Below are 17,851 nucleotides of genomic sequence, written 5' to 3'. Positions count from 1 at the left end.
ACAGGCGGCTTTAGGGGACTTGTCCGCTTCGTCGGTCTTTTTCAGCGGCCCAGCTTCGACAGGCGCTGGGCCGCTTCCTCCATCACGGACTCGCGTTTGCAGAAGGCGAACCGGATCAGGTGCCGGCCCGCCTCCTGGTGGTCGTAGAAGACCTGGGTCGGGACGGCCACGACACCGCAGCGCTCCGGCAGCTCGCGGCAGAACTCGATGCCGTCGGCGCCGCCCAGCGGGGTGATGTCGGCCGTCACGAAGTACGTGCCCTCGGACGGCTGGACGGCGAACCCGGCCTCGGTCAGCCCGGCTGTCAGGTGGTCACGGCGGGCTTGCAGTTCCGCGCGGAAACCGGTGAAGTACGAGTCGGGCAGTCCGAGCGCCACGGCCACGGCGGGTTGCAGCGGCCCGGCGTTGACGAACGTGAGGAACTGCTTGACCCGGGTCACGGCCGAGACCAGCCGCGCCGGGCCGGTCGCCCACCCCACCTTCCAGCCGGTGCACGAGAACGTCTTGCCGGCCGACGAGATCCGCAGGGTGCGCTCGTGCATGCCGGGCAGGGTCGCGAGCGGTACGTGCGGCTCGGCGGCGTCGGTGAAGGCCAGGTGCTCGTAGACCTCGTCGGTGACGGCGTAGGTGTCGAACTCCTGGCAGAGCCGCGCGATCAGGTCGAGCTCGGCGCGGGTGAAGACCTTGCCGGTCGGGTTGTGCGGCGAGTTCAGCAGCACCAGGCGGGTGCGGGGCCCGAACGCCGCCCGCAGCTCACCCTCGTCGAACCCGTACCGCCTGTCGGGGCCGGGGCGTAGCGTGACGGGCCGGCGGACGGCGCCGGCCAGCGTGATCGAGGCCGCGTACGAGTCGTAGTAGGGCTCGAAGGTGACGACCTCGTCGCCGCGCTCGCACAGGGCCAGGATCGCCGCGGCGACCGCCTCGGTGGCTCCCGCCGTCACGACCACCTCGGTGCCGGGGTCGCGGGGCAGGGACCAGAAGCGCTGCTCGTGCTCGGCGATGGCGGCACGCAGGGCCGGGATGCCGGGCAACGGCGGATACTGGTTCGCGCCGTCGCGCAGAGCCTTGGCGGCCGCCTCGAGCATCTCGGGCGGGCCGTCGGTGTCGGGGAAGCCCTGGCCCAGGTTGATCGAGCCGGTGCGCAGGGCGAGGGCGGACATCTCGGTGAAGATCGTGGTGCCGAACGGGCGCATGCGTTCGACCAAGGGATCACTTGTCACGGGATCAGTCTCACTCGATGGCGAAGTGGGTGCAGGTCGCGGTGGCCACGTTCGACGGGCTGGAGGTGCGCTGTTTCACCTCGGCGCCGTCGACCAGGGCCCGGCACTCGATCGTCCCCTCCGAGGTGCCGACGCGCATCGCGACGACCGACACGAGAGCCGGTGTGTCCATCTCGGTGGTGATCTTCCACGGCAGGTTGACGTCCTGCAGCCGCTTGGGCGGGGCGCCGAGCTTCTCCGTGTACAGGATCTGGGAGGCCTGGCCGGTGCCTTTCACCTCGTACGTGACCGTGATCTTGCGGCCGGTGACGTCGGGCACGTTTCCCGGCAGGCTGGGGAGCTCGGTGGGCAGGTCGGGGATCTGCGGGGCGGCCGAGGGCAGCTGGGGCAGCTCGGGCAGGGCCTCCTTGGCCCGATCCGTCACATTGCGCACGAAGAGCACGCCCGCGGTGGCGACGCCGCCGCAGAGCAGGAGCGTGATCGCCAGGACAAGCAGGACCATGGGGATCTTGCTCCGGCGGGGCGGCGGCGGAGGTTGCTGGTAACTGGGCTGGGCGTATCCGGGCGGCGGACCGTATCCCGGTGGGGGCTCGTAAGCCTGCGGCGGCCCGTAGTCGGGTGGGGGCTCGTACGACTGCACCCGATAGTGCTCCGTCGGCGCGGCCGGGAACTCGGAGGTCGGCGGATAGTCCGGGTTGGGCGGCTGCGGCAGCGGCGCGGAGCCGGGCCTGAACGACGGCGGGGCGGGCGGCAGGGGGGTGGTCGGCTCAGAGGTGCCGTCCGGCTGCTGATTGCTCAACGTTTCTCCCGGTGCGAGCGCGCTGTTGTGGCGCGGTAGCCGACGGTACGCCGGCGACGCCAGCCGTGGGATGGCCCGGTCGGCTGTTCGGCTCTTTTTGCGCAGCCGGTGTGCTCGAAAGGGTGCTTCTCGAGCATGACGGATGAGCGGAAGTCCGCTAGGCTCAGGGCTATGTGTGGCATCGTGGGGTACGTCGGCGGTCGTCCGGCGCTCAGCATCGTTCTTGACGGACTGCGCAGGCTGGAATACCGCGGGTACGACTCCGCCGGTGTGGCTGTCGTGGACGACGGCACCGTTCTGACCGAGAAGAAGGCCGGCAAGCTGGCCAACCTGGAAAAGGCGCTGGCCGAGTCCGGCGAATCGCGCATCGCCGCCGGTCTCACCGGCATCGGGCACACCCGCTGGGCGACGCACGGCGGCCCGACCGACCGCAACGCGCACCCGCACATCTCGCAGGACGGCCGGGTCGCGGTCATCCACAACGGCATCATCGAGAACTTCGCCCGGCTGCGCGCCGAGCTCGAGGCGACCGGCGTCGAGTTCAGCAGCGACACCGACACCGAGTGCGCCGCCCACCTGCTCGCGGCCGAGATGCGCCGGCTCCGCGAGTCCGGTCAGGCCGACGGCCCGCAGCTGCTCGCCGAGGGCATGCGCCGCACCGTCCGCCGGCTCGAGGGCGCGTTCACGCTGCTCGCCGTCGACGTCGAGGTGCCCGACGCGGTGGTCGCCGCCCGCCGCAACTCGCCGCTGGTCGTGGGCCGCGGCGACGGCGAGAACTTCCTGGCCAGCGACGTCTCGGCGTTCATCGAGCACACCCGCGAGGCGATCGAGCTCGGCCAGGACCAGGTCGTCCTGATCACCCCGGCCGGCATCGAGATCACCGGTTTCGACGGCTCGGCCCAGGAGGGCCACGAGTTCCACATCAACTGGGACGCCTCGGCCGCCGAGAAGGGGGGCCACGACTACTTCATGCTCAAGGAGATCGCCGAGCAGCCGCAGGCGATCGCCGACACCCTGCTCGGCCGTCTCTCCGACCGCGGCGAGATCGTGCTCGACGAGGTGCGCCTGACCGACCAGGACCTCCGCGACGTCGACAAGATCTTCATCGTGGCCTGCGGCACGTCGTACCACGCGGGCATGGTCGCCAAGTACGCCATCGAGCACTGGGTGCGCATCCCGTGCGAGGTCGAGCTGGCCAGCGAGTTCCGCTACCGCGACCCGATCCTCGACCGTTCGACGCTGGTGGTCGCCATCAGCCAGTCCGGCGAGTCGATGGACACGCTGATGGCGCTGCGTCACGCCAAGGAGCAGAAGGCCCGCGTCCTGGCGATCTGCAACACCAACGGCTCGACGATCCCGCGCGAGTCCGACGCGGTGCTCTACACCCACGGCGGGCCCGAGGTCGCGGTGGCGTCGACCAAGGCGTTCCTGACCCAGCTGGTCGCCTGCTATCTGATCGGCCTGCACCTGGCCCAGATCCGCGGCGTCATGTACGCCGACGAGGTCGCCGCCGTGGTCGAGAAGCTGCAGCAGACCCCCGACAGCCTGCGTACGCTGCTCGGCCGCATGGAGGAGGTGCGCGAGCTCGCCCGTGACCTCAAGACCGCCTCGACGGTGCTGTTCATCGGCCGGCACGTCGGCTTCCCGGTGGCCCTGGAGGGCGCGCTCAAGCTCAAGGAGCTCGCCTACATGCACGCCGAGGGCTTCGCCGCCGGTGAGCTCAAGCACGGGCCGATCGCCCTGATCGACGAGGGCACGCCGGTCGTCTGCGTGGTGCCTTCCCCGGCCGGCCGCGGTGTCATGCGCGACAAGGTCGTCTCCAACATCCAGGAGGTCCGCGCCCGCGGCGCCCGCACCATCGTGATCGCTGAGGAGGGCGACGAGGACGTCCGCGCCTACGCCGACCACCTGATCCCGGTGCCCGCGACCCCGACGCTGCTGGCTCCCCTGATGACCACCGTGCCCCTGCAGGTGCTCGCGTGCGAGATCGCAGCCGCCCGCGGGCACGACGTCGACCAGCCCCGCAACCTGGCCAAGTCCGTCACCGTCGAGTAAGCAACGCTGCCCATCCTGTCCGGGCGTCACCGCATCACGGTGTCGCGCGACCTGCCTGGCGGTCACCGCTTTTACGGCGTCGCGCGATCTGCCCGGCGGTCACCGCTTTACGGCGTCGCCCGGATTGTCCGGCCGTCACCGCGTCGCTTGGCGGCGTCGGTGACGGCCGTTGGCGTGTCACGGTGGTCTCATCGGGCTGTCCCCAGGGTGATCGCGGTGAGGGTCTCCAAGGACGGGGAGCCGGGCTCCCAGTAACCGACGTGACCACCGCCGGGTGCGCCGGCGAAGGCGTGCGCGCCGAACGCCGGGTCGCTCGGGTTGTGACCGAACCACAGGTCGCTTTCCGGGCGGCCGAAAGCCATGAGCGCGCCGATGCCCGGCACGGCGGCGGCTGTGCCCACATCGCGGACCAGGCTTGCCGGGGACACCGCCACGTACTGGATGACGTCGCTGCGGGACGTGCTCGACCAGACCTCACCCGAGGGCACCCGCAGGTCACGGGCCGAGTCGACGCCGACACCCGGTGAGCCGACGAAGACCACGCTGTCGGCGTCGAGACCCCCGGCAGCCGCCTTGCCCACGACCAGCGAGCCGTAGCTGTGGCCGAGCACCACCTGCCGGGCCGGCGGGCCCTCGTGCGCGGCCCGCAGACCCTCCTGGAAATGCCGCAGCGCAGGTGCGCCGGCCTCGGCCCGGCGGGCGCTCGCCGCCTCGTCGACGAAGTCGGGTGCGTCGTAGTCGAGCCACATGATCGCGCTGGTTGAGACGGCCGGCCGTACCTCGGCGGCGCGCACGGCGACCCGTTCGGACCGGGCCAGCTCCCCGCCGAACGAGGCCAGGTCGGCGGTCATCCCCGGAACGTGAGTGAGCACGTTGCCGGCCCGGTCGGGATCGCCGAGCGCCACCACCGCACGGCCCTCCTCGGCCACGTCGAGCCGCAGCAGGTAGGCGCGCGGGCCGGCCCCGTCGGCGAGCCGGCGGTCGAGCGCGAACAACCCGTTACGGAGTTTCCGCAGCTTGTCGCGCTCTCTGCCACTTGCTCCGGCGATCGCCCTGTCCACCTCGGCCAGCCGCTCGTCGAGCAGCAGACGGTTCGCGATGTCGCGGTCGGCCGCGGGGAGGCCGTCGAGCCGGGCCAGCCACGCCGCCTCGGTGGCGAGCAGCCAGTTGCGCTGCCCCGCCGGAAGCCCGCCCCACCAGCGCCGCACCCCGGCGGGGGAGGTGGTGCAGTCGGGCCGGCCGGGATCCGGGCCGGGCGGCTCGGCCGGGGTGTGTATCGCCGTGGCCAGGCTGCGCAGCCGCTCGGCGGCCTCGGTGTCGGACCGGGCCGCCAGCGCGAGCGCCGCGGTCAAGTCCGGATGGAAACCCCACGCCGGCCCGAAAGCACGGGCTTTCGCGACCGGCCCGTGGGCAGCCTGCCCGGCCGCGGCCTCCGAATTCGGCCGCGGCGTCAGCGAATCGGCCCGGGATGCGGCGGCGAGGGCCCGCGCCAGCAGCGCTTTCGCCCTGATCAGGGCGGCCGCGAACTCACCGGCGGTCTGGTCGGCACGCCAGCAGTGCAGGCGGAACAGAATCAGCCGGCGGCGCAACTCGTGCAGACGGTGCGAGGCGGCGGTCGCCGTGGTGCCACGCCACGCCGAAGGCAGTGCGGCCAGGCGGGGAACCAGCTCGGCGATCAGGTGACCGGCCAGCTCGGCCCAGCGGCGCCAGGAAAGCGCCAGCGCTAGCCATCGTGCCGGGTCGGTCGCCTGCAGGCGAGCTTGCACGGCGGTGGTCATCGGGTCAGCCGCAGGCGGGTGGCGGCACGGGCGTCGGCCAGCTCATAAGCCTCGGCGGCCGCGGTGATGCGGCGGGCGGTCTCTTCGATCTCGGCGCCGATCATCGTCAGCTGCCGGCGGGCGGCATCAGCGGCCAGCTGGGCCGCGTCGACGGTGGCCCAGCGCGGGACCTGTGGCGGGGCCGGCTCGTCGGCGGCTGCGGCGGTCACCCGGGCGCCGGTGGCCGCCACGCCTGAGGCCGCGCGTCGCAGGGCCTCGATGTCGGCCTCGAGATCGGGATTCATCAGCAACCTCCGGATGGGGCGAACGGATGCGAGGAATTTAGGGGTCGCAAGGCGGCCACGGAGTGGCCTGTGGACAACGCCGGCGGTTGTCCACAGGCCGGGTGTGCAGGGGCGACTACCGATAAGGTTGGGCCGTGATCGTGGCTGTCGGCATCGATGTTGTTCTGGTGGAGCGCTTCGCCCGTGCTCTCGACCGGACGCCTCTGCTGGCGACCCGGCTCTTCACCGAGGGCGAGCGAGTGAGCTCCACGGGCAACCCGCGGTCGGCCGAGTCGCTGGCTGCCCGGTTCGCGGCCAAAGAGGCGGTGGCCAAGGCTCTGGGCGCTCCCGCGGGCATGCTCTGGCACGACTGCGAGATCGTGGCCGATCCCGATGGCCGCCCCTGGCTGACCGTGTCGGGCACGGTGGCCGCGGTCGCCGCCGAGCGCGGGGTCAACAGGTGGCATTTGTCGCTCTCGCACGACGGTGGCATCGCCTCGGCCATGGTGGTCGCCGAATCCTGACCGGGAAGCCCGGCGGCGCCGGCACACCGGACGTGGGCGGCGCCGGCACGCCGGGACGTGGGCGGCGCCGGCACGCCGGGACGTGGGCGGCGCCGGCACGCCGGGACGTGGGCGGCGCCGGCTGACAACGGTGTGCCGGCGGCGTTGTGGGGAAGCGGCATCCGGGTGGCGCGGCGGGAAAATGTCGCAGGGGTGCGCTAGAACCGTCGGCAACACCGAGATGGCTGGAGGACCGATGCGGCAGGCATGGCGGGTTGCGGATGTGCGCGCGGCCGAGCAGACGCTGATGGCGGCTCTGCCCGAGGGCACGCTGATGCAGCGGGCCGCGGCCGGGCTGGCGAGGCGCTGCGCGCTGTTGCTGCAGGACGCGGGCGGTGTCTACGGCGCGCGTGTCGTTCTGCTGGTGGGCAGCGGTGACAACGGTGGCGACACGCTCTACGCCGGGGCCGCGCTGGCCCGGCGCGGCGCCCAGGTGCGTGCCCTGCTCATGCGGCCCGACCGCGTTCACCTGGCCGGGTTGCGGGCGCTGCGCGCGGCGGGCGGCTTCACCGTCGCCGAGCTGCCCGAGCGGGCCGACCTCGTGCTCGACGGCATCGTCGGCATCGGGGCCAGCGGCGGCCTGCGCAAGCCCGCGGCGGCCGTGGCCGAGAGGCTGGGCGAGCTGCGCGGGCGATCCGGGGCGCGGGCCGTCGTGGTGGCGGTCGACGTGCCGAGCGGCGTGGCCGTCGACACCGGTGACGTGCCCGGCGCGGCCGTCACGGCCGATGTCACGGTGACGTTCGGCTGCCTCAAGCCGGCCCACGTGCTCGGCCCCGCCGCGGTGCGCTGCGGTCAGATCGAGCTGGTCGACATCGGGCTGGGCCCGGTGCTGCGTGCCGGCCCGGCCGTCTCCGTGCCCGACGCGGCCGACGTCGCCTCCTGGTGGCCGCATCCAGGGCCGGCCTCCGACAAGTACACCCGGGGCGTGGTCGGCATCGCCACCGGCTCGGCGACCTATCCGGGGGCCGCCCTGCTCGGTGTGAGCGGCGCCCTGGCCGGCCCCACCGGCATGGTCCGCTATGCGGGCAGCGCCCATGAGGAGGTCGTGCGTGCGCACCCGTCGGTGGTCGCCTCGCCCCGCGTGGCCGTTGCCGGGCGGGTGCAGGCCTGGGTGTGCGGTTCCGGACTGGGCACCGACGATCAGGCCCGCACGACGCTGCGCAGCGTGCTCGCCACCGCGCTGCCGGTCGTGCTCGACGCCGACGCGCTGACCCTGCTGATCGACGGCAAGCACGCGGAGGACCTGCGCCGTGACGCTCCGATGGTGGTCACGCCGCACGACGGCGAGTTCAAGCGCCTGGCCGGGGAGGCGCCCGGTCACGACCGTGCCGGCGCGGCGCTCAAACTCGCCTCGTGGATGAACGCGGTGGTGCTGCTCAAGGGCGACCGGACCATCGTGGCCACCCCGGGCGGCGAGGTCTGGGCCAATCCGACGGGCACGTCCGCGCTGGCCACGGCGGGCAGCGGCGACGTGCTGGCCGGGCTGCTGGGGTCGCTGCTGGCCTCGGGTGTGCCGGCCGAGCGGGCGGCGGTCGCGGCGGCGTACGCGCATGGCCTGGCCGGCCGCCGAGCCGCCGAGGACGGCCCGGTGACCGCCCCCGACATAGCCGCCGCTCTGCGCCCCACCGTTCGTGACCTGACCGGTCAGTAGGCTGGGAATCATGTGGCAGGCCGAGGTCCGGGTCGATCTGGACGCTATCCGGGACAACGTCGCGTTGCTGCGCGCCAGGACGACCGCCGAGGTCATGGCCGTCGTCAAGGGCGACGGCTACGGGCACGGCATGCTGCCCTCGGCCCGGGCCGCGCTGGCGGGCGGGGCGACGTGGCTGGGCGTGGCGACGCTCGGCGAGGGCCTGGCGCTGCGCCGGGCCGGGTTCGAGGTGCCCGTGCTGGCCTGGCTGCACTCGCCCGGAATGCCGTTGCACGAGGGTGTGGCGGCCGGCATCGACCTCAACGCTGGCAGCGTGCAGCTGCTCGGCGAGCTGGTCACGGCCGCCCGGCGGGCCGAGCGGACGGCTCGGGTCCACCTGAAGCTCGACACCGGTCTGTCCCGTGGCGGCGCCACCCCGGCGGAGTGGCCGGCGCTGCTCGAGGCGGCGGCCAAGGCGCAGGCCGACGGCGACATCGACGTGGTCGGCGTCTGGAGCCACTTCGTCTACGCCGACGAGCCCGGTCACGAGACCATCGACCACCAGCTGGCCCTCTTCGCCGAGGGGCTGGCGACGGCCGAGCGCGCCGGTATCACCCCGCGTTACCGGCACATCGCGAACTCGGCGGCGACGCTGACCCGCCCCGACGCGCATTACGACCTCGTACGCCCCGGCATCGCGGTCTACGGGCTGTCCCCGGTGGCCGGCGAGTCGTACGGGTTGCGGCCGGCCATGACGGCGCGGGCGCGGGTCGCGTTGACCAAGCGGGTGCCGGCCGGTCAGGGCGTGTCCTACGGCCACACCTACTTCACCGAGCGCGACACGACCCTGGCGCTGGTGCCGCTGGGCTACGCGGACGGGGTGCCCCGCGCGGCGTCCAACGCAGGCCCGGTCCAGCTCGGCGGCAAACGCCGTACGGTGGCCGGGCGGGTCTGCATGGACCAGATCGTCCTCGACGTCGGCGATGACCCGGTCGTCGCCGGTGACGTGGCCACGCTGTTCGGGGCGGGCGACGACGGCGGCCCCACTGCCGACGACTGGGCCGCGGTCATCGGCACGATCAACTACGAGATCGTGACCCGTTTCGGCAGTTCCCGGGTGCCCCGCGTCTATCAGGGGGGTGCTGCGTGAGCAAGCGGGCCAAACAGGTCGGGATCGCCGGCGCGGCCGTCGGTGTGGTCGCCGCGGGGCTGGCCACCGCGTTCGCCGTCGAGCGGGTGCTGGTGCGGCGATCGATCAGCGCGCCCGGCGACCCGTACGCGGACGAGCCGTTCGGCGACCAGCCGTTCGACCACGAGATGACGGTCACGGCGGCCGACGGCACCGAGCTGCACGTCGAGATCGTCGAGCCCCGGTCCGAGCCGGAGGAACCCAGGCCCACGATCGTCTTCGTGCACGGCTTCGCGCTCGACATGGGGACCTTCTATTTCCAGCGCCAGGCCCTGACAGAGCGTGGCGACCACCGTCTGGTCTTCTACGACCAGCCCGGCCACGGTCGCTCGAGCCGGCTGCAGTCCGGCGACTACGACATCGCGGCGCTCGGGAAGTCGCTGGCCGCGGTGCTCGACGCCGCCGTGCCCGACGGCCACATCCTCCTGGTCGGTCACTCGATGGGCGGCATGACGATCATGGCGTTCGCCGAGGAGTACCCGGAGTGGTTCGGCGAACGCGTCACCGGCGTGGTCCTCATGTCCACCTCGGCCGGCCTGATCGACAAGACCAAGCTCGGCATCCCCTCGCTGGTGGCGCGGGCCAGCGCGCCCTTCTTCCCGCTCTGGGGCAAGGCGGCCCACCTGGGCGGCAGCCGGATCGACCGGGCCCGCGTGGTCTCGTCCGACCTGGCCTGGCTGCTCACCCGCCGGTACGGCTTCGGTGAGCCCAAGCCCAGTCCGTCGTTGGTCACGTTCGTGGAGAACATGAACTCCCGGACGTCGGTCGAGACGTTGACGAAATACCTGCGCACGCTCTACACCCACAACCGTTTCCCGGCCCTGTCGGCCCTGCGCGGCACGCCCGTGCTGGTGATCGTCGGCACCCGCGACTACCTGACCCCGGTGACCCACTCCGAGGAGATCCTGCGGTACCTGCCCGACGCCGAGCTCGTCAAGGTCGCCAACAGCGGGCACGTCGTGATGCTGGAGAAGGCCGACGAGGTCAACGCCGCCCTGATGCCGTTCCTGGAGAAGATCTCGTGAAGCTGCCCACCGTGGACGACACCCGCGCGTTCGGCCGACGGCTCGCCTCGATCCTGCGCCCGGGTGACCTGGTGCTGCTGACCGGGCCGCTCGGCGCCGGCAAGACAGCGCTGGTGCAGGGCATCGGGGCTGGGCTCGGCGTGACGGACTCGATCACGTCGCCGACGTTCGTGATCGCGCGGGTCCATCGGGGACGGATTCCGCTGGTGCACGCGGACGCGTACCGGCTGGGGGACAGCCCCGACCCGCGCGCCGAGATCGACGACCTCGACCTGGACGCCTCCGCCGAGGACGCGGTGACCGTCGTCGAGTGGGGCGCCGGCCTGGTCGAGCAGCTGAACGACGAATACCTGCTGGTGCGGCTCGACCGGCTCGACGACGACACCCGGGTCGCCGAGCTGATCCCGTACGGCGGAGACTGGGCCGCACGCATCGCGGACCTTACCGACATGGAGGAGCGACCTTGAACCTGGCGGAGTTGCTGCCGGCCGCATGGCAGGCCGAGCTGGCTGGTTTTCTCGACGAGAAGGCCACAGCCGCGCTGGGCGAGTTCGTCGCCTCCGAGTACGCGGCGCACACGATCTATCCGCCGATCGAGGACCTCTTCACGGCGTACCGGCTGTGCCTTCCCGAGCAGACCCGGGTGCTGATCCTGGGGCAGGACCCGTATCACGGTCCCGGCCAGGCGCACGGGCTCAGCTTCAGCGTGCGTGAGGGGGTACGCATCCCGCCGTCGCTGCGCAACGTGTTCAAGGAGCTGGCCGAGGACGTCGGGGTCGTCCCGCCCGCGGCGGGCGACCTCACCGGCTGGGCGAAACAGGGCGTCCTGCTGCTCAACGCGGTCCTGACCGTGCGTGCGGGAGCGGCCGCGTCCCACGCGGGCAAGGGCTGGGAGGCGTTCACCGACGCCACGATCCGGGCGCTGAACGCTCGCGACGAGCGCGTGGTGTTCCTGCTCTGGGGCGGTTACGCGCGCAAGAAGGCGGCTCTGATCACCAACCCGGCCCACGTGGTGCTCGAGGCCGGGCACCCCAGCCCGCTCAACCGTGAGGGTTTCCGCGGCGCACGTCCGTTCAGCGCGACCAACAAGGCCCTGGCCGACGGCGGTCGCCCGGTCGTCGACTGGGATCCGCGCGCCGCGGGTTAGGGTCTGCAACGTGCTCGTACTGGCTCTGGACACCGCAACGCCCGCGTCGACCGCCGCGCTGGTGGAGGTGACCGCCGACGGCCTGCGCGGCATCGCCGAACGGCGTACGGTCGACCCCCGCGCGCACGGCGAGAAGCTGGCCCCCGAGATCGAGGCCACCCTCGCCGACGCGGGGGTGCGTCCGCGTGACCTGGGGGCGATCGTCGCCGGGCTCGGGCCGGGCCCGTTCACCGGCCTGCGGGTCGGCCTGGTCACGGCGGCGAGCATGGGCCAGGCGCTCGGCATTGCGACGTACGGGGTCTGCTCGCTCGACGGTCTGGGGCGGGCGGCCGGTCCGGGCCGGGTGCTGATCGCGACCGACGCCCGGCGGCGCGAGGTCTACTTCGCGACGTACTCCGACGGCGTACGCGTGCTGGGGCCTGACGTCGCCCGGCCGGGTGACGTGGCCGCCGCGATCGTCCGCGCCGGCACCCCGGCCCGCAGCCGCGCCCGCAACAGCGCCGCCACCGACGCCGCCGCCCTCGCCGAGTCCGAGACCCTGGAGGCCGCGATCTCGTTGGCCGGCGTGGACGCCGCGCGGGTCGCCTCGGCGCTGGCCCGAGCAGAGGCGGCCGACCTCATCGGGCAGGCCACCGCCCGCGACGACGGCGTCGACCTGACCGGCCGGCAGCCCGAAACTCCTGGCGCCGGTGTGCAGGGCCTGGTCGACCGGGTCGCGGGCGAGGGCGCCCTCAAGTACGGCGACGTGTTCGGCGTGCCTGTCGAGGAGCACCTGCTCTATCCGCCCGGCGCCGCCCTGGTCGCGCTCGCCGCCGACCGTGTCCGTGCGGGCGCCCCGTCCGAGATCTTGACCCCGCTTTACCTGCGCCGGCCGGACGCCGTCGAGCCGGCCGGTCGCAAACCGGTGCTGACCTGATGCGGGTCGAGCGTTTCCGCTGGTGGCACATCGCCGAGGTGGTCCCGATGGAGGCGGATCTGTTCGGCGACGAGAAATGGACGGCCGCCATGTTCTGGAACGAGCTCGCGCAGCGCAACTTCTACGTGGTGGCGCTGGACGACCACGACGAGGTGCTCGGTTACGGCGGGCTGGCGGCCACCCTCGACGAGGCATGGGTGCAGAACATCGCCGTACGCCGGTCCGGGCAGCGCCGCGGCACCGGGCGCAAGCTGCTCGAAGCGCTGCTCGACGAGGCTCACCGGCTCGGCATCAAGCAGACTCTGCTCGAGGTGGCGGTCGACAACGAGCCCGCCCAGCGCCTGTACGCCGGGTACGATTTCGAGCCCGTCGGCATCCGGCGCGGCTACTACCAACCGAGCAACACGGATGCCCTGGTGATGATGCGCAATGGCTGACGAGCCCCTGGTCCTCGGGATCGAGACCTCCTGTGACGAGACCGGCGTCGGCATCGTCCGGGGGCACACCTTGCTGGCCGACGCGCTGGCGTCCAGCGTGGATCAGCATGCCCGGTTCGGCGGTGTCGTGCCCGAGGTGGCCAGCCGCGCCCATCTCGAAGCGCTCGTGCCGACCATGCAGCGCGCGCTCGACGAGGCCAAGGTCACCCTGGCCGACATCGACGCGATCGCGGTGACCAGCGGGCCCGGTCTGGCCGGGGCGCTGCTCGTCGGGGTCGCCGCGGCCAAGGGGTACGCCCTGGCCGCCGACAAGCCGATCTACGGCGTCAACCACCTGGCGGCGCACGTGGCGGTCGACACGCTCGAGCACGGCCCGCTGCCCGAGCCGGCGGTCGCCATGCTGGTCTCGGGCGGCCACTCCTCGCTGCTGCTGGTCGACGACCTCACCAACGGGGTCACGCCGCTCGGGGCCACCATCGACGACGCCGCCGGAGAGGCGTTCGACAAGGTGGCGCGCCTGCTGGGGCTCGGCTTCCCCGGGGGACCGGTCATCGACCGTACGGCCAAGGAAGGCGACCCGGCGTCGATCGGGTTCCCGCGCGGGCTCACCGCCCCGAAAGACCTGGCCGCCCACCGGTTCGACTTCTCGTTCTCGGGGCTCAAGACCGCCGTCGCCCGCTGGGTCGAGGCCCGCGAGCGCGCCGGCGAGCCGGTGCCGATCGCCGACGTCTCGGCCTCGTTCCAGGAAGCGGTCTGCGATGTGCTCACCGCCAAGGCGATCGAGGCCTGCCGGGTGAACGGCGTCCGAACCCTGGTGATCGGCGGTGGCGTGGCGGCGAACTCGCGCCTGCGGGCGCTGGCCGAGGAGCGCGCGGCCAAGCACGGCATCGAGGTGCGGGTGCCCCGCCCCGCGCTGTGCACCGACAACGGCGCGATGGTGGCGGCGCTCGGCTCGCGGCTGGTGGCGGCCGGGGTGGCGCCGAGTCGTCTCGATCTGCCGGCAGACTCGGTGATGCCATTGACCGCGGTCAGCGTGACGGGGTAGGAAGCCATCATGATCGCGCGGATGTGGGAGATACGCGCCTCGCTCAGCGGCTTCGACGAGTTGCTGTCGTGGGTGTGCGACGTGGCCGTGCCGCGGGTCGAGGTGCTGCCGCAGCACGTGTCGAGCGACGTCTACTCGTCCACCGACAACCGCATCGTGGTCATCACCAAGTGGCGGCACAGCCCGGAAAGCCTGCCCGCGCCGCCGCCCCACCTGATCGCCCGAGCCGCGCACGTGTGGGACTTCACACCGGTCGACCGCTAGGCAAAATCGCGTCGCGAACGTCGTACCCCGGCCGTAACGTCGGGCCTGCGATGAAGAAGCTGCCCGATGCCGATCCCGGCACCCCCGACGACCGTTCACCCGTCCGATATCTCCGCTGGCTGATCCGCCGCGCCTGGCGTCCGGTGTATGCGGCGATCGTGCTCGCCGTGCTGTGGATGCTCTGCCAGGCGTTCGTCCCCGCCATCGTCGGCAAGGCGATCGACGCCGCCACCCGGGGTGACCGTGCGGGGTTGCTGACGTGGAGCCTGGCGCTGCTCGCGGCCGGCGTCGGCCAGGCGGTCTTCGGCGTCAGCCGGCATCGGTTCGCGGTAGTCAACTTTCTGGGCGGCATGTTCACCACCATCCAGGTCACCGTGCGCCAGGTGGGCCGGCTCGGCTCGGCGCTGTCGCGGCGGCTCGACACCGGCGAGGTGGTGGCGATCGGAACGTCCGACATCCGCCAGATCGGCGCCGCGATCGACATCACCGCCCGGGGCACCGGCTCGCTGATCGCCGTCGTCGCCGTGTCGATCATCCTGCTCACCACGTCGGTGCAGCTCGGCCTGGTCGTGGTGCTCGGCGTGCCGCTGCTGATGGCGATCGTCGGGCTGCTCATCCGCCCGCTGCACCGCCGTCAGCAGGCCTCCCGCGAGCAGCAGGGCCTGCTCACCGGGCGCGCGGCCGATCTGGTGGGTGGCCTGCGGGTGCTGCGGGGCATCGGCGGCGAGGCGGTCATGGGCGAGCGCTATCGGGAGGACTCGCAACGGCTGCGGGAGGCCGGGGTGCGGACGGCTCGGGTCGAGTCGCTGCTCGAGGCGGCCCAGGTGCTGCTGCCGGGCAGCTTCCTCGTGCTGGTCACGTGGCTGGGCGCCCGGTTCGCGCTCGACGGGCAGATCACCGTGGGGCAGCTGGTCTCCTTCTACGCGTACGCGGCCTTCCTGGTCATGCCGTTGCGGCAGCTCACCGAGGCGATCGACAAGCTGACCCGCGGCCACGTCTCGGCCCGCCGGGTGGTGTCGATGCTGCGCTCGCGGACAGACCTGCCCGATCCCGCCTCCCCCGTCAACCCCGCCCGGTTCCGCGGCCCGCTGACCGACCCGACGTCGGGCGTGACGATCCTTCCCGGCGGGACAACGGCGATCGTCGCCACCGTGCCCGCCGAGGCCACCGCGATCGCCGACCGGCTCGGCCGGTACGCCGACGGCGCGATGATCGACGGGGTGCCGCTCGGCGAGTTCGAGCTGGCCACCGTCCGCGAGCGGATCCTGGTCGCCGACAACGACGCCCGCCTGTTCACCGGTCCCCTGCGCGCCGACCTCGACCCGGGCGGCGACGGCCGGCTGGCCGAGGCGCTGCACACGGCGGCCGCCACCGACATCGTCGAGGCGCTGCCCGACGGCCTCGACAGCGAGGTCGCCGAGCGTGGCCGCACCTTCTCCGGCGGCCAGCAGCAGCGGTTGCGGCTGGCGCGGGCGCTGGTGGCCGACCCCGAGACGCTGATCCTGGTCGAGCCGACGAGCGCGGTCGACGCCCACACCGAGGCCCGCATAGCCGACCGGCTGGCGGCCACCCGGGCCGGCCGCACGACGGTGATCTGCACCTCCAGCCCCCTCGTGCTCGACCGCGTCGACTGGGTGATCTTCGTCGACCAGGGCCGGGCGGTGGCGTCCGGCACCCATCGTGCCCTGCTCGACGACGAGCCGCGCTACGCCCGCACGGTGTTGCGAGAGGAGGACGCGTGAGCAGTCTGCTGCCGGTCGCCGACAGCGCGCAGGTCCGGCGGTACGCCCGTGACCTGATGCGCCGCTATCCGCGAGCCCTCGGCCTGACGCTCGGGCTGCATGTGCTCGCCGCCGTGGCCGGTCTCGTCGGACCCCGGTTGCTGGGTGATCTGGTCGAGGCGATCCGGCACGGCGAGGGCGTCGGCGTCATCGACCGGCTGGCCGCGGCCATCGCCGGGTTTGTGGTGCTGCAGGCGATTCTCATCCGGTTCGCATACCTGGCGTCGGCGCGGTTCGGCGAACGGGTGCTGGCGAGTCTCCGGGAGGAGTTCGTCGATCGGGTGCTCGCGCTGCCGCTGTCCACGGTGGAACGCGCGGGGTCCGGAGACCTGCTGACCCGTACCACCCGGGACGTCGACGCCCTGTCCCGTTGTGTCCGCCTCGCGGTGCCCGAGACGGTGATCGCCCTGATCACGGTGGCACTGGTGATCGGCGCTCTTGTCCTCACCGGACCGCTGCTGGCGCTGCCGTTGTTCGTCGCCGTGCCGATCATCGTGGTCGGCACCCGGTGGTATCTGCGCCGAGCTCCGGCGGGATATCTGCGTGAGAACGCGGCCTATTCCACAGTGACCGACGGCCTGGCAGAGACGGTCGAGGGTGCGCGGACGGTGGACGCGCTACGCCGCCGGCAGCAACGGATCGAACGGTCCGACGCCGACCTGCGCCACTCCTGGATCGCCGAGAAATACACCCTCTTCCTCCGTACGGTGTGGTTCCCGGTCATCGAGGTGAGCTATGTGCTGCCCGTGGTCGCGACGCTGCTGGTGGGCGGCTGGCTCTATCTGCGCGGCACGGTGTCGCTGGGGCAGCTCACCGCGGCGGTCATCTACGTGCAGTTGCTGATCGACCCGCTCGACCGGCTGCTCGGCTGGCTCGACGAGGTGCAGGTCGGCGCGGCTTCGCTGGCCCGGCTGCTGGGGGTGGCGACCGATGAGGAGCCGCCGGCCGTGGCGGCGGCCGAGCCCGACGGTTCCCGTATCGAGGTGCGTGATGTGCGCTTCTCCTACGTGCCCGGCCGTGAGGTGCTGCACGGCCTCAACCTGACCCTGGAGCCGGGGGAGCGGCTGGCAGTCGTCGGGCCGTCGGGCGCGGGCAAGTCGACGCTGGGCCGGTTGCTGGCCGGGGTGCACGAGCCGACCGGCGGCACGATCACGGTGGGCGGAGTGCCGCTGCACGACCTGCCGCTCGACCGGCTGCGCACCGAGGTGGCGCTGGTGACCCAGGAACATCACGTCTTCATCGGCTCGGTCCGCGACAACATCGCCATGGTGCGGCCGGGCGCGGCGGAGGTGGACGTACGGGCGGCGCTGGCGGCGGTGCACGCGCTGGAGTGGGTCCGGGCGCTGCCCGAGGGGCTGGAGACCGTGGTCGGGGCGGGTGGCCATCCGCTGACGGCGGCGCAGGCCCAGCAGCTGGCGCTGGCCCGGCTGGTGCTGGCCGACCCGCACACGCTGGTGCTCGACGAGGCGACGTCGCTGCTCGACCCGCGGGCGGCGCGCGACCTCGAACGGTCGCTGGCTGCTGTGCTGCACGGCCGTACGGTGGTGGCGATCGCGCACCGGCTGTTCTCGGCCCACGACGCCGACCGGGTGGCCGTGGTCGAGGACGGCCGGATCACCGAGCTGGGCTCGCACGACGAGCTGGTCGCGGCCAACGGCCCGTACGCGGCCCTGTGGCGCTCCTGGCACGGCGAACGCATCCCCGACCCGGGCGAGCCGGCCGCGGCCCGCTGACGTGGG

17 protein-coding genes are annotated in these 17,851 nt (G+C 72.7%); 13 read left to right on the top strand and 4 right to left on the bottom strand.

Annotation, left to right across the window (positions count from 1 at the left end; genetic code table 11):
• Nucleotides 1-41 precede the first annotated feature (41 nt).
• Nucleotides 42-1,220 (bottom strand): pyridoxal phosphate-dependent aminotransferase, encoded by a 1,179-nt coding sequence (locus C8E87_RS12055; protein WP_133873187.1) that lies wholly within the window; start codon nucleotides 1,218-1,220, stop codon nucleotides 42-44.
• A 10-nt stretch (nucleotides 1,221-1,230) separates the two neighbouring features.
• Entirely contained in the window at nucleotides 1,231-2,019 is a 789-nt protein-coding gene (locus C8E87_RS12050; RefSeq protein ID WP_133873186.1) for an MmpS family transport accessory protein, read from the bottom strand.
• Between the two features lie 171 nt (nucleotides 2,020-2,190).
• Between C8E87_RS12050 and glmS the strand changes: the two genes are divergently transcribed.
• Nucleotides 2,191-4,074 (top strand): glutamine--fructose-6-phosphate transaminase (isomerizing), encoded by a 1,884-nt coding sequence (gene glmS / locus C8E87_RS12045; protein ID WP_133873185.1) that lies wholly within the window; start codon nucleotides 2,191-2,193, stop codon nucleotides 4,072-4,074.
• A gap of 188 nt (nucleotides 4,075-4,262) precedes the next feature.
• Here glmS and C8E87_RS12040 read toward each other — a convergent pair whose 3' ends face one another.
• The gene (locus tag C8E87_RS12040; RefSeq protein ID WP_133873184.1) at nucleotides 4,263-5,852 is read right to left on the bottom strand and encodes an alpha/beta hydrolase; all 1,590 of its coding nucleotides are present in this window, start codon (nucleotides 5,850-5,852) and stop codon (nucleotides 4,263-4,265) included.
• Nucleotides 5,849-6,136 (bottom strand): hypothetical protein, encoded by a 288-nt coding sequence (locus tag C8E87_RS12035; protein WP_133873183.1) that lies wholly within the window; start codon nucleotides 6,134-6,136, stop codon nucleotides 5,849-5,851. The genes C8E87_RS12040 and C8E87_RS12035 overlap by 4 nt, the downstream gene beginning before the upstream one ends.
• A gap of 134 nt (nucleotides 6,137-6,270) precedes the next feature.
• Here C8E87_RS12035 and C8E87_RS12030 point away from each other — a divergent pair, with 134 nt between their 5' ends.
• The 12 genes from C8E87_RS12030 to C8E87_RS11975 all read left to right on the top strand — a co-directional run bounded on the left by C8E87_RS12030 (nucleotide 6,271) and on the right by C8E87_RS11975 (nucleotide 17,845).
• Nucleotides 6,271-6,639, top strand: a complete 369-nt coding sequence (locus tag C8E87_RS12030; RefSeq protein ID WP_133873182.1) for a holo-ACP synthase — start codon at nucleotides 6,271-6,273, stop codon at nucleotides 6,637-6,639.
• A gap of 235 nt (nucleotides 6,640-6,874) precedes the next feature.
• Nucleotides 6,875-8,329 (top strand): NAD(P)H-hydrate dehydratase, encoded by a 1,455-nt coding sequence (locus C8E87_RS12025; RefSeq protein ID WP_133873181.1) that lies wholly within the window; start codon nucleotides 6,875-6,877, stop codon nucleotides 8,327-8,329.
• 10 nt (nucleotides 8,330-8,339) lie between these two features.
• Nucleotides 8,340-9,458 carry an alanine racemase gene (gene alr, locus C8E87_RS12020; RefSeq protein ID WP_133873180.1) on the top strand — a complete coding sequence of 373 codons (1,119 nt, stop codon included), beginning with the start codon at nucleotides 8,340-8,342 and terminating at the stop codon, nucleotides 9,456-9,458.
• Nucleotides 9,455-10,522 (top strand): alpha/beta fold hydrolase, encoded by a 1,068-nt coding sequence (locus C8E87_RS12015; RefSeq protein WP_133873179.1) that lies wholly within the window; start codon nucleotides 9,455-9,457, stop codon nucleotides 10,520-10,522. The genes alr and C8E87_RS12015 overlap by 4 nt, the downstream gene beginning before the upstream one ends.
• A complete protein-coding gene (tsaE, locus tag C8E87_RS12010) occupies nucleotides 10,519-10,989 on the top strand; it encodes a tRNA (adenosine(37)-N6)-threonylcarbamoyltransferase complex ATPase subunit type 1 TsaE (RefSeq protein ID WP_133873178.1) in 471 nt (156 codons plus the stop codon). Before C8E87_RS12015 ends, tsaE begins: the two co-directional genes overlap by 4 nt.
• Nucleotides 10,986-11,669, top strand: coding sequence for a uracil-DNA glycosylase (gene ung / locus C8E87_RS12005; RefSeq protein ID WP_133873177.1), 684 nt, complete (start codon nucleotides 10,986-10,988; stop codon nucleotides 11,667-11,669). The genes tsaE and ung overlap by 4 nt, the downstream gene beginning before the upstream one ends.
• Before the next feature lie 10 nt (nucleotides 11,670-11,679).
• Nucleotides 11,680-12,585 (top strand): tRNA (adenosine(37)-N6)-threonylcarbamoyltransferase complex dimerization subunit type 1 TsaB, encoded by a 906-nt coding sequence (gene tsaB / locus C8E87_RS12000; protein ID WP_133873176.1) that lies wholly within the window; start codon nucleotides 11,680-11,682, stop codon nucleotides 12,583-12,585.
• Nucleotides 12,585-13,022: a ribosomal protein S18-alanine N-acetyltransferase gene (gene rimI, locus C8E87_RS11995; protein ID WP_133873175.1), complete on the top strand. Its 438-nt coding sequence runs from the start codon at nucleotides 12,585-12,587 to the stop codon at nucleotides 13,020-13,022. Before tsaB ends, rimI begins: the two co-directional genes overlap by 1 nt.
• Nucleotides 13,015-14,067 carry a tRNA (adenosine(37)-N6)-threonylcarbamoyltransferase complex transferase subunit TsaD gene (tsaD, locus tag C8E87_RS11990; RefSeq protein WP_133873174.1) on the top strand — a complete coding sequence of 351 codons (1,053 nt, stop codon included), beginning with the start codon at nucleotides 13,015-13,017 and terminating at the stop codon, nucleotides 14,065-14,067. The genes rimI and tsaD overlap by 8 nt, the downstream gene beginning before the upstream one ends.
• Before the next feature lie 9 nt (nucleotides 14,068-14,076).
• Entirely contained in the window at nucleotides 14,077-14,331 is a 255-nt protein-coding gene (locus tag C8E87_RS11985) for a hypothetical protein (RefSeq protein ID WP_133873173.1), read from the top strand.
• 50 nt (nucleotides 14,332-14,381) lie between these two features.
• Nucleotides 14,382-16,073 (top strand): ABC transporter ATP-binding protein, encoded by a 1,692-nt coding sequence (locus C8E87_RS11980; protein WP_133873172.1) that lies wholly within the window; start codon nucleotides 14,382-14,384, stop codon nucleotides 16,071-16,073.
• The gene (locus tag C8E87_RS11975) at nucleotides 16,070-17,845 is read left to right on the top strand and encodes an ABC transporter ATP-binding protein (RefSeq protein ID WP_133873171.1); all 1,776 of its coding nucleotides are present in this window, start codon (nucleotides 16,070-16,072) and stop codon (nucleotides 17,843-17,845) included. Before C8E87_RS11980 ends, C8E87_RS11975 begins: the two co-directional genes overlap by 4 nt.
• Nucleotides 17,846-17,851: the final 6 nt, after the last annotated feature.

It is taken from the genome of Paractinoplanes brasiliensis (assembly GCF_004362215.1).
Taxonomy (GTDB): domain Bacteria; phylum Actinomycetota; class Actinomycetes; order Mycobacteriales; family Micromonosporaceae; genus Actinoplanes; species Actinoplanes brasiliensis.
Note: the sequence above shows the minus strand (reverse complement) of the source record. Positions and strands in the feature narration are given on the sequence as shown.

Excerpts from the sequence above, each read along its gene's own strand:
- glmS (WP_133873185.1), top strand. The coding sequence starts at position 2,191 with ATGTGTGGCATCGTGGGGTACGTCGGCGGTCGTCCGGCGCTCAGCATC.
- C8E87_RS12040 (WP_133873184.1), bottom strand. The coding sequence starts at position 5,852 with ATGACCACCGCCGTGCAAGCTCGCCTGCAGGCGACCGACCCGGCACGA.
- C8E87_RS12035 (WP_133873183.1), bottom strand. The coding sequence starts at position 6,136 with ATGAATCCCGATCTCGAGGCCGACATCGAGGCCCTGCGACGCGCGGCC.
- C8E87_RS12025 (WP_133873181.1), top strand. The coding sequence starts at position 6,875 with ATGCGGCAGGCATGGCGGGTTGCGGATGTGCGCGCGGCCGAGCAGACG.
- alr (WP_133873180.1), top strand. The coding sequence starts at position 8,340 with ATGTGGCAGGCCGAGGTCCGGGTCGATCTGGACGCTATCCGGGACAAC.
- rimI (WP_133873175.1), top strand. The coding sequence starts at position 12,585 with ATGCGGGTCGAGCGTTTCCGCTGGTGGCACATCGCCGAGGTGGTCCCG.
- tsaD (WP_133873174.1), top strand. The coding sequence starts at position 13,015 with ATGGCTGACGAGCCCCTGGTCCTCGGGATCGAGACCTCCTGTGACGAG.
- C8E87_RS11985 (WP_133873173.1), top strand. The coding sequence starts at position 14,077 with ATGATCGCGCGGATGTGGGAGATACGCGCCTCGCTCAGCGGCTTCGAC.
- C8E87_RS11980 (WP_133873172.1), top strand. The coding sequence starts at position 14,382 with ATGAAGAAGCTGCCCGATGCCGATCCCGGCACCCCCGACGACCGTTCA.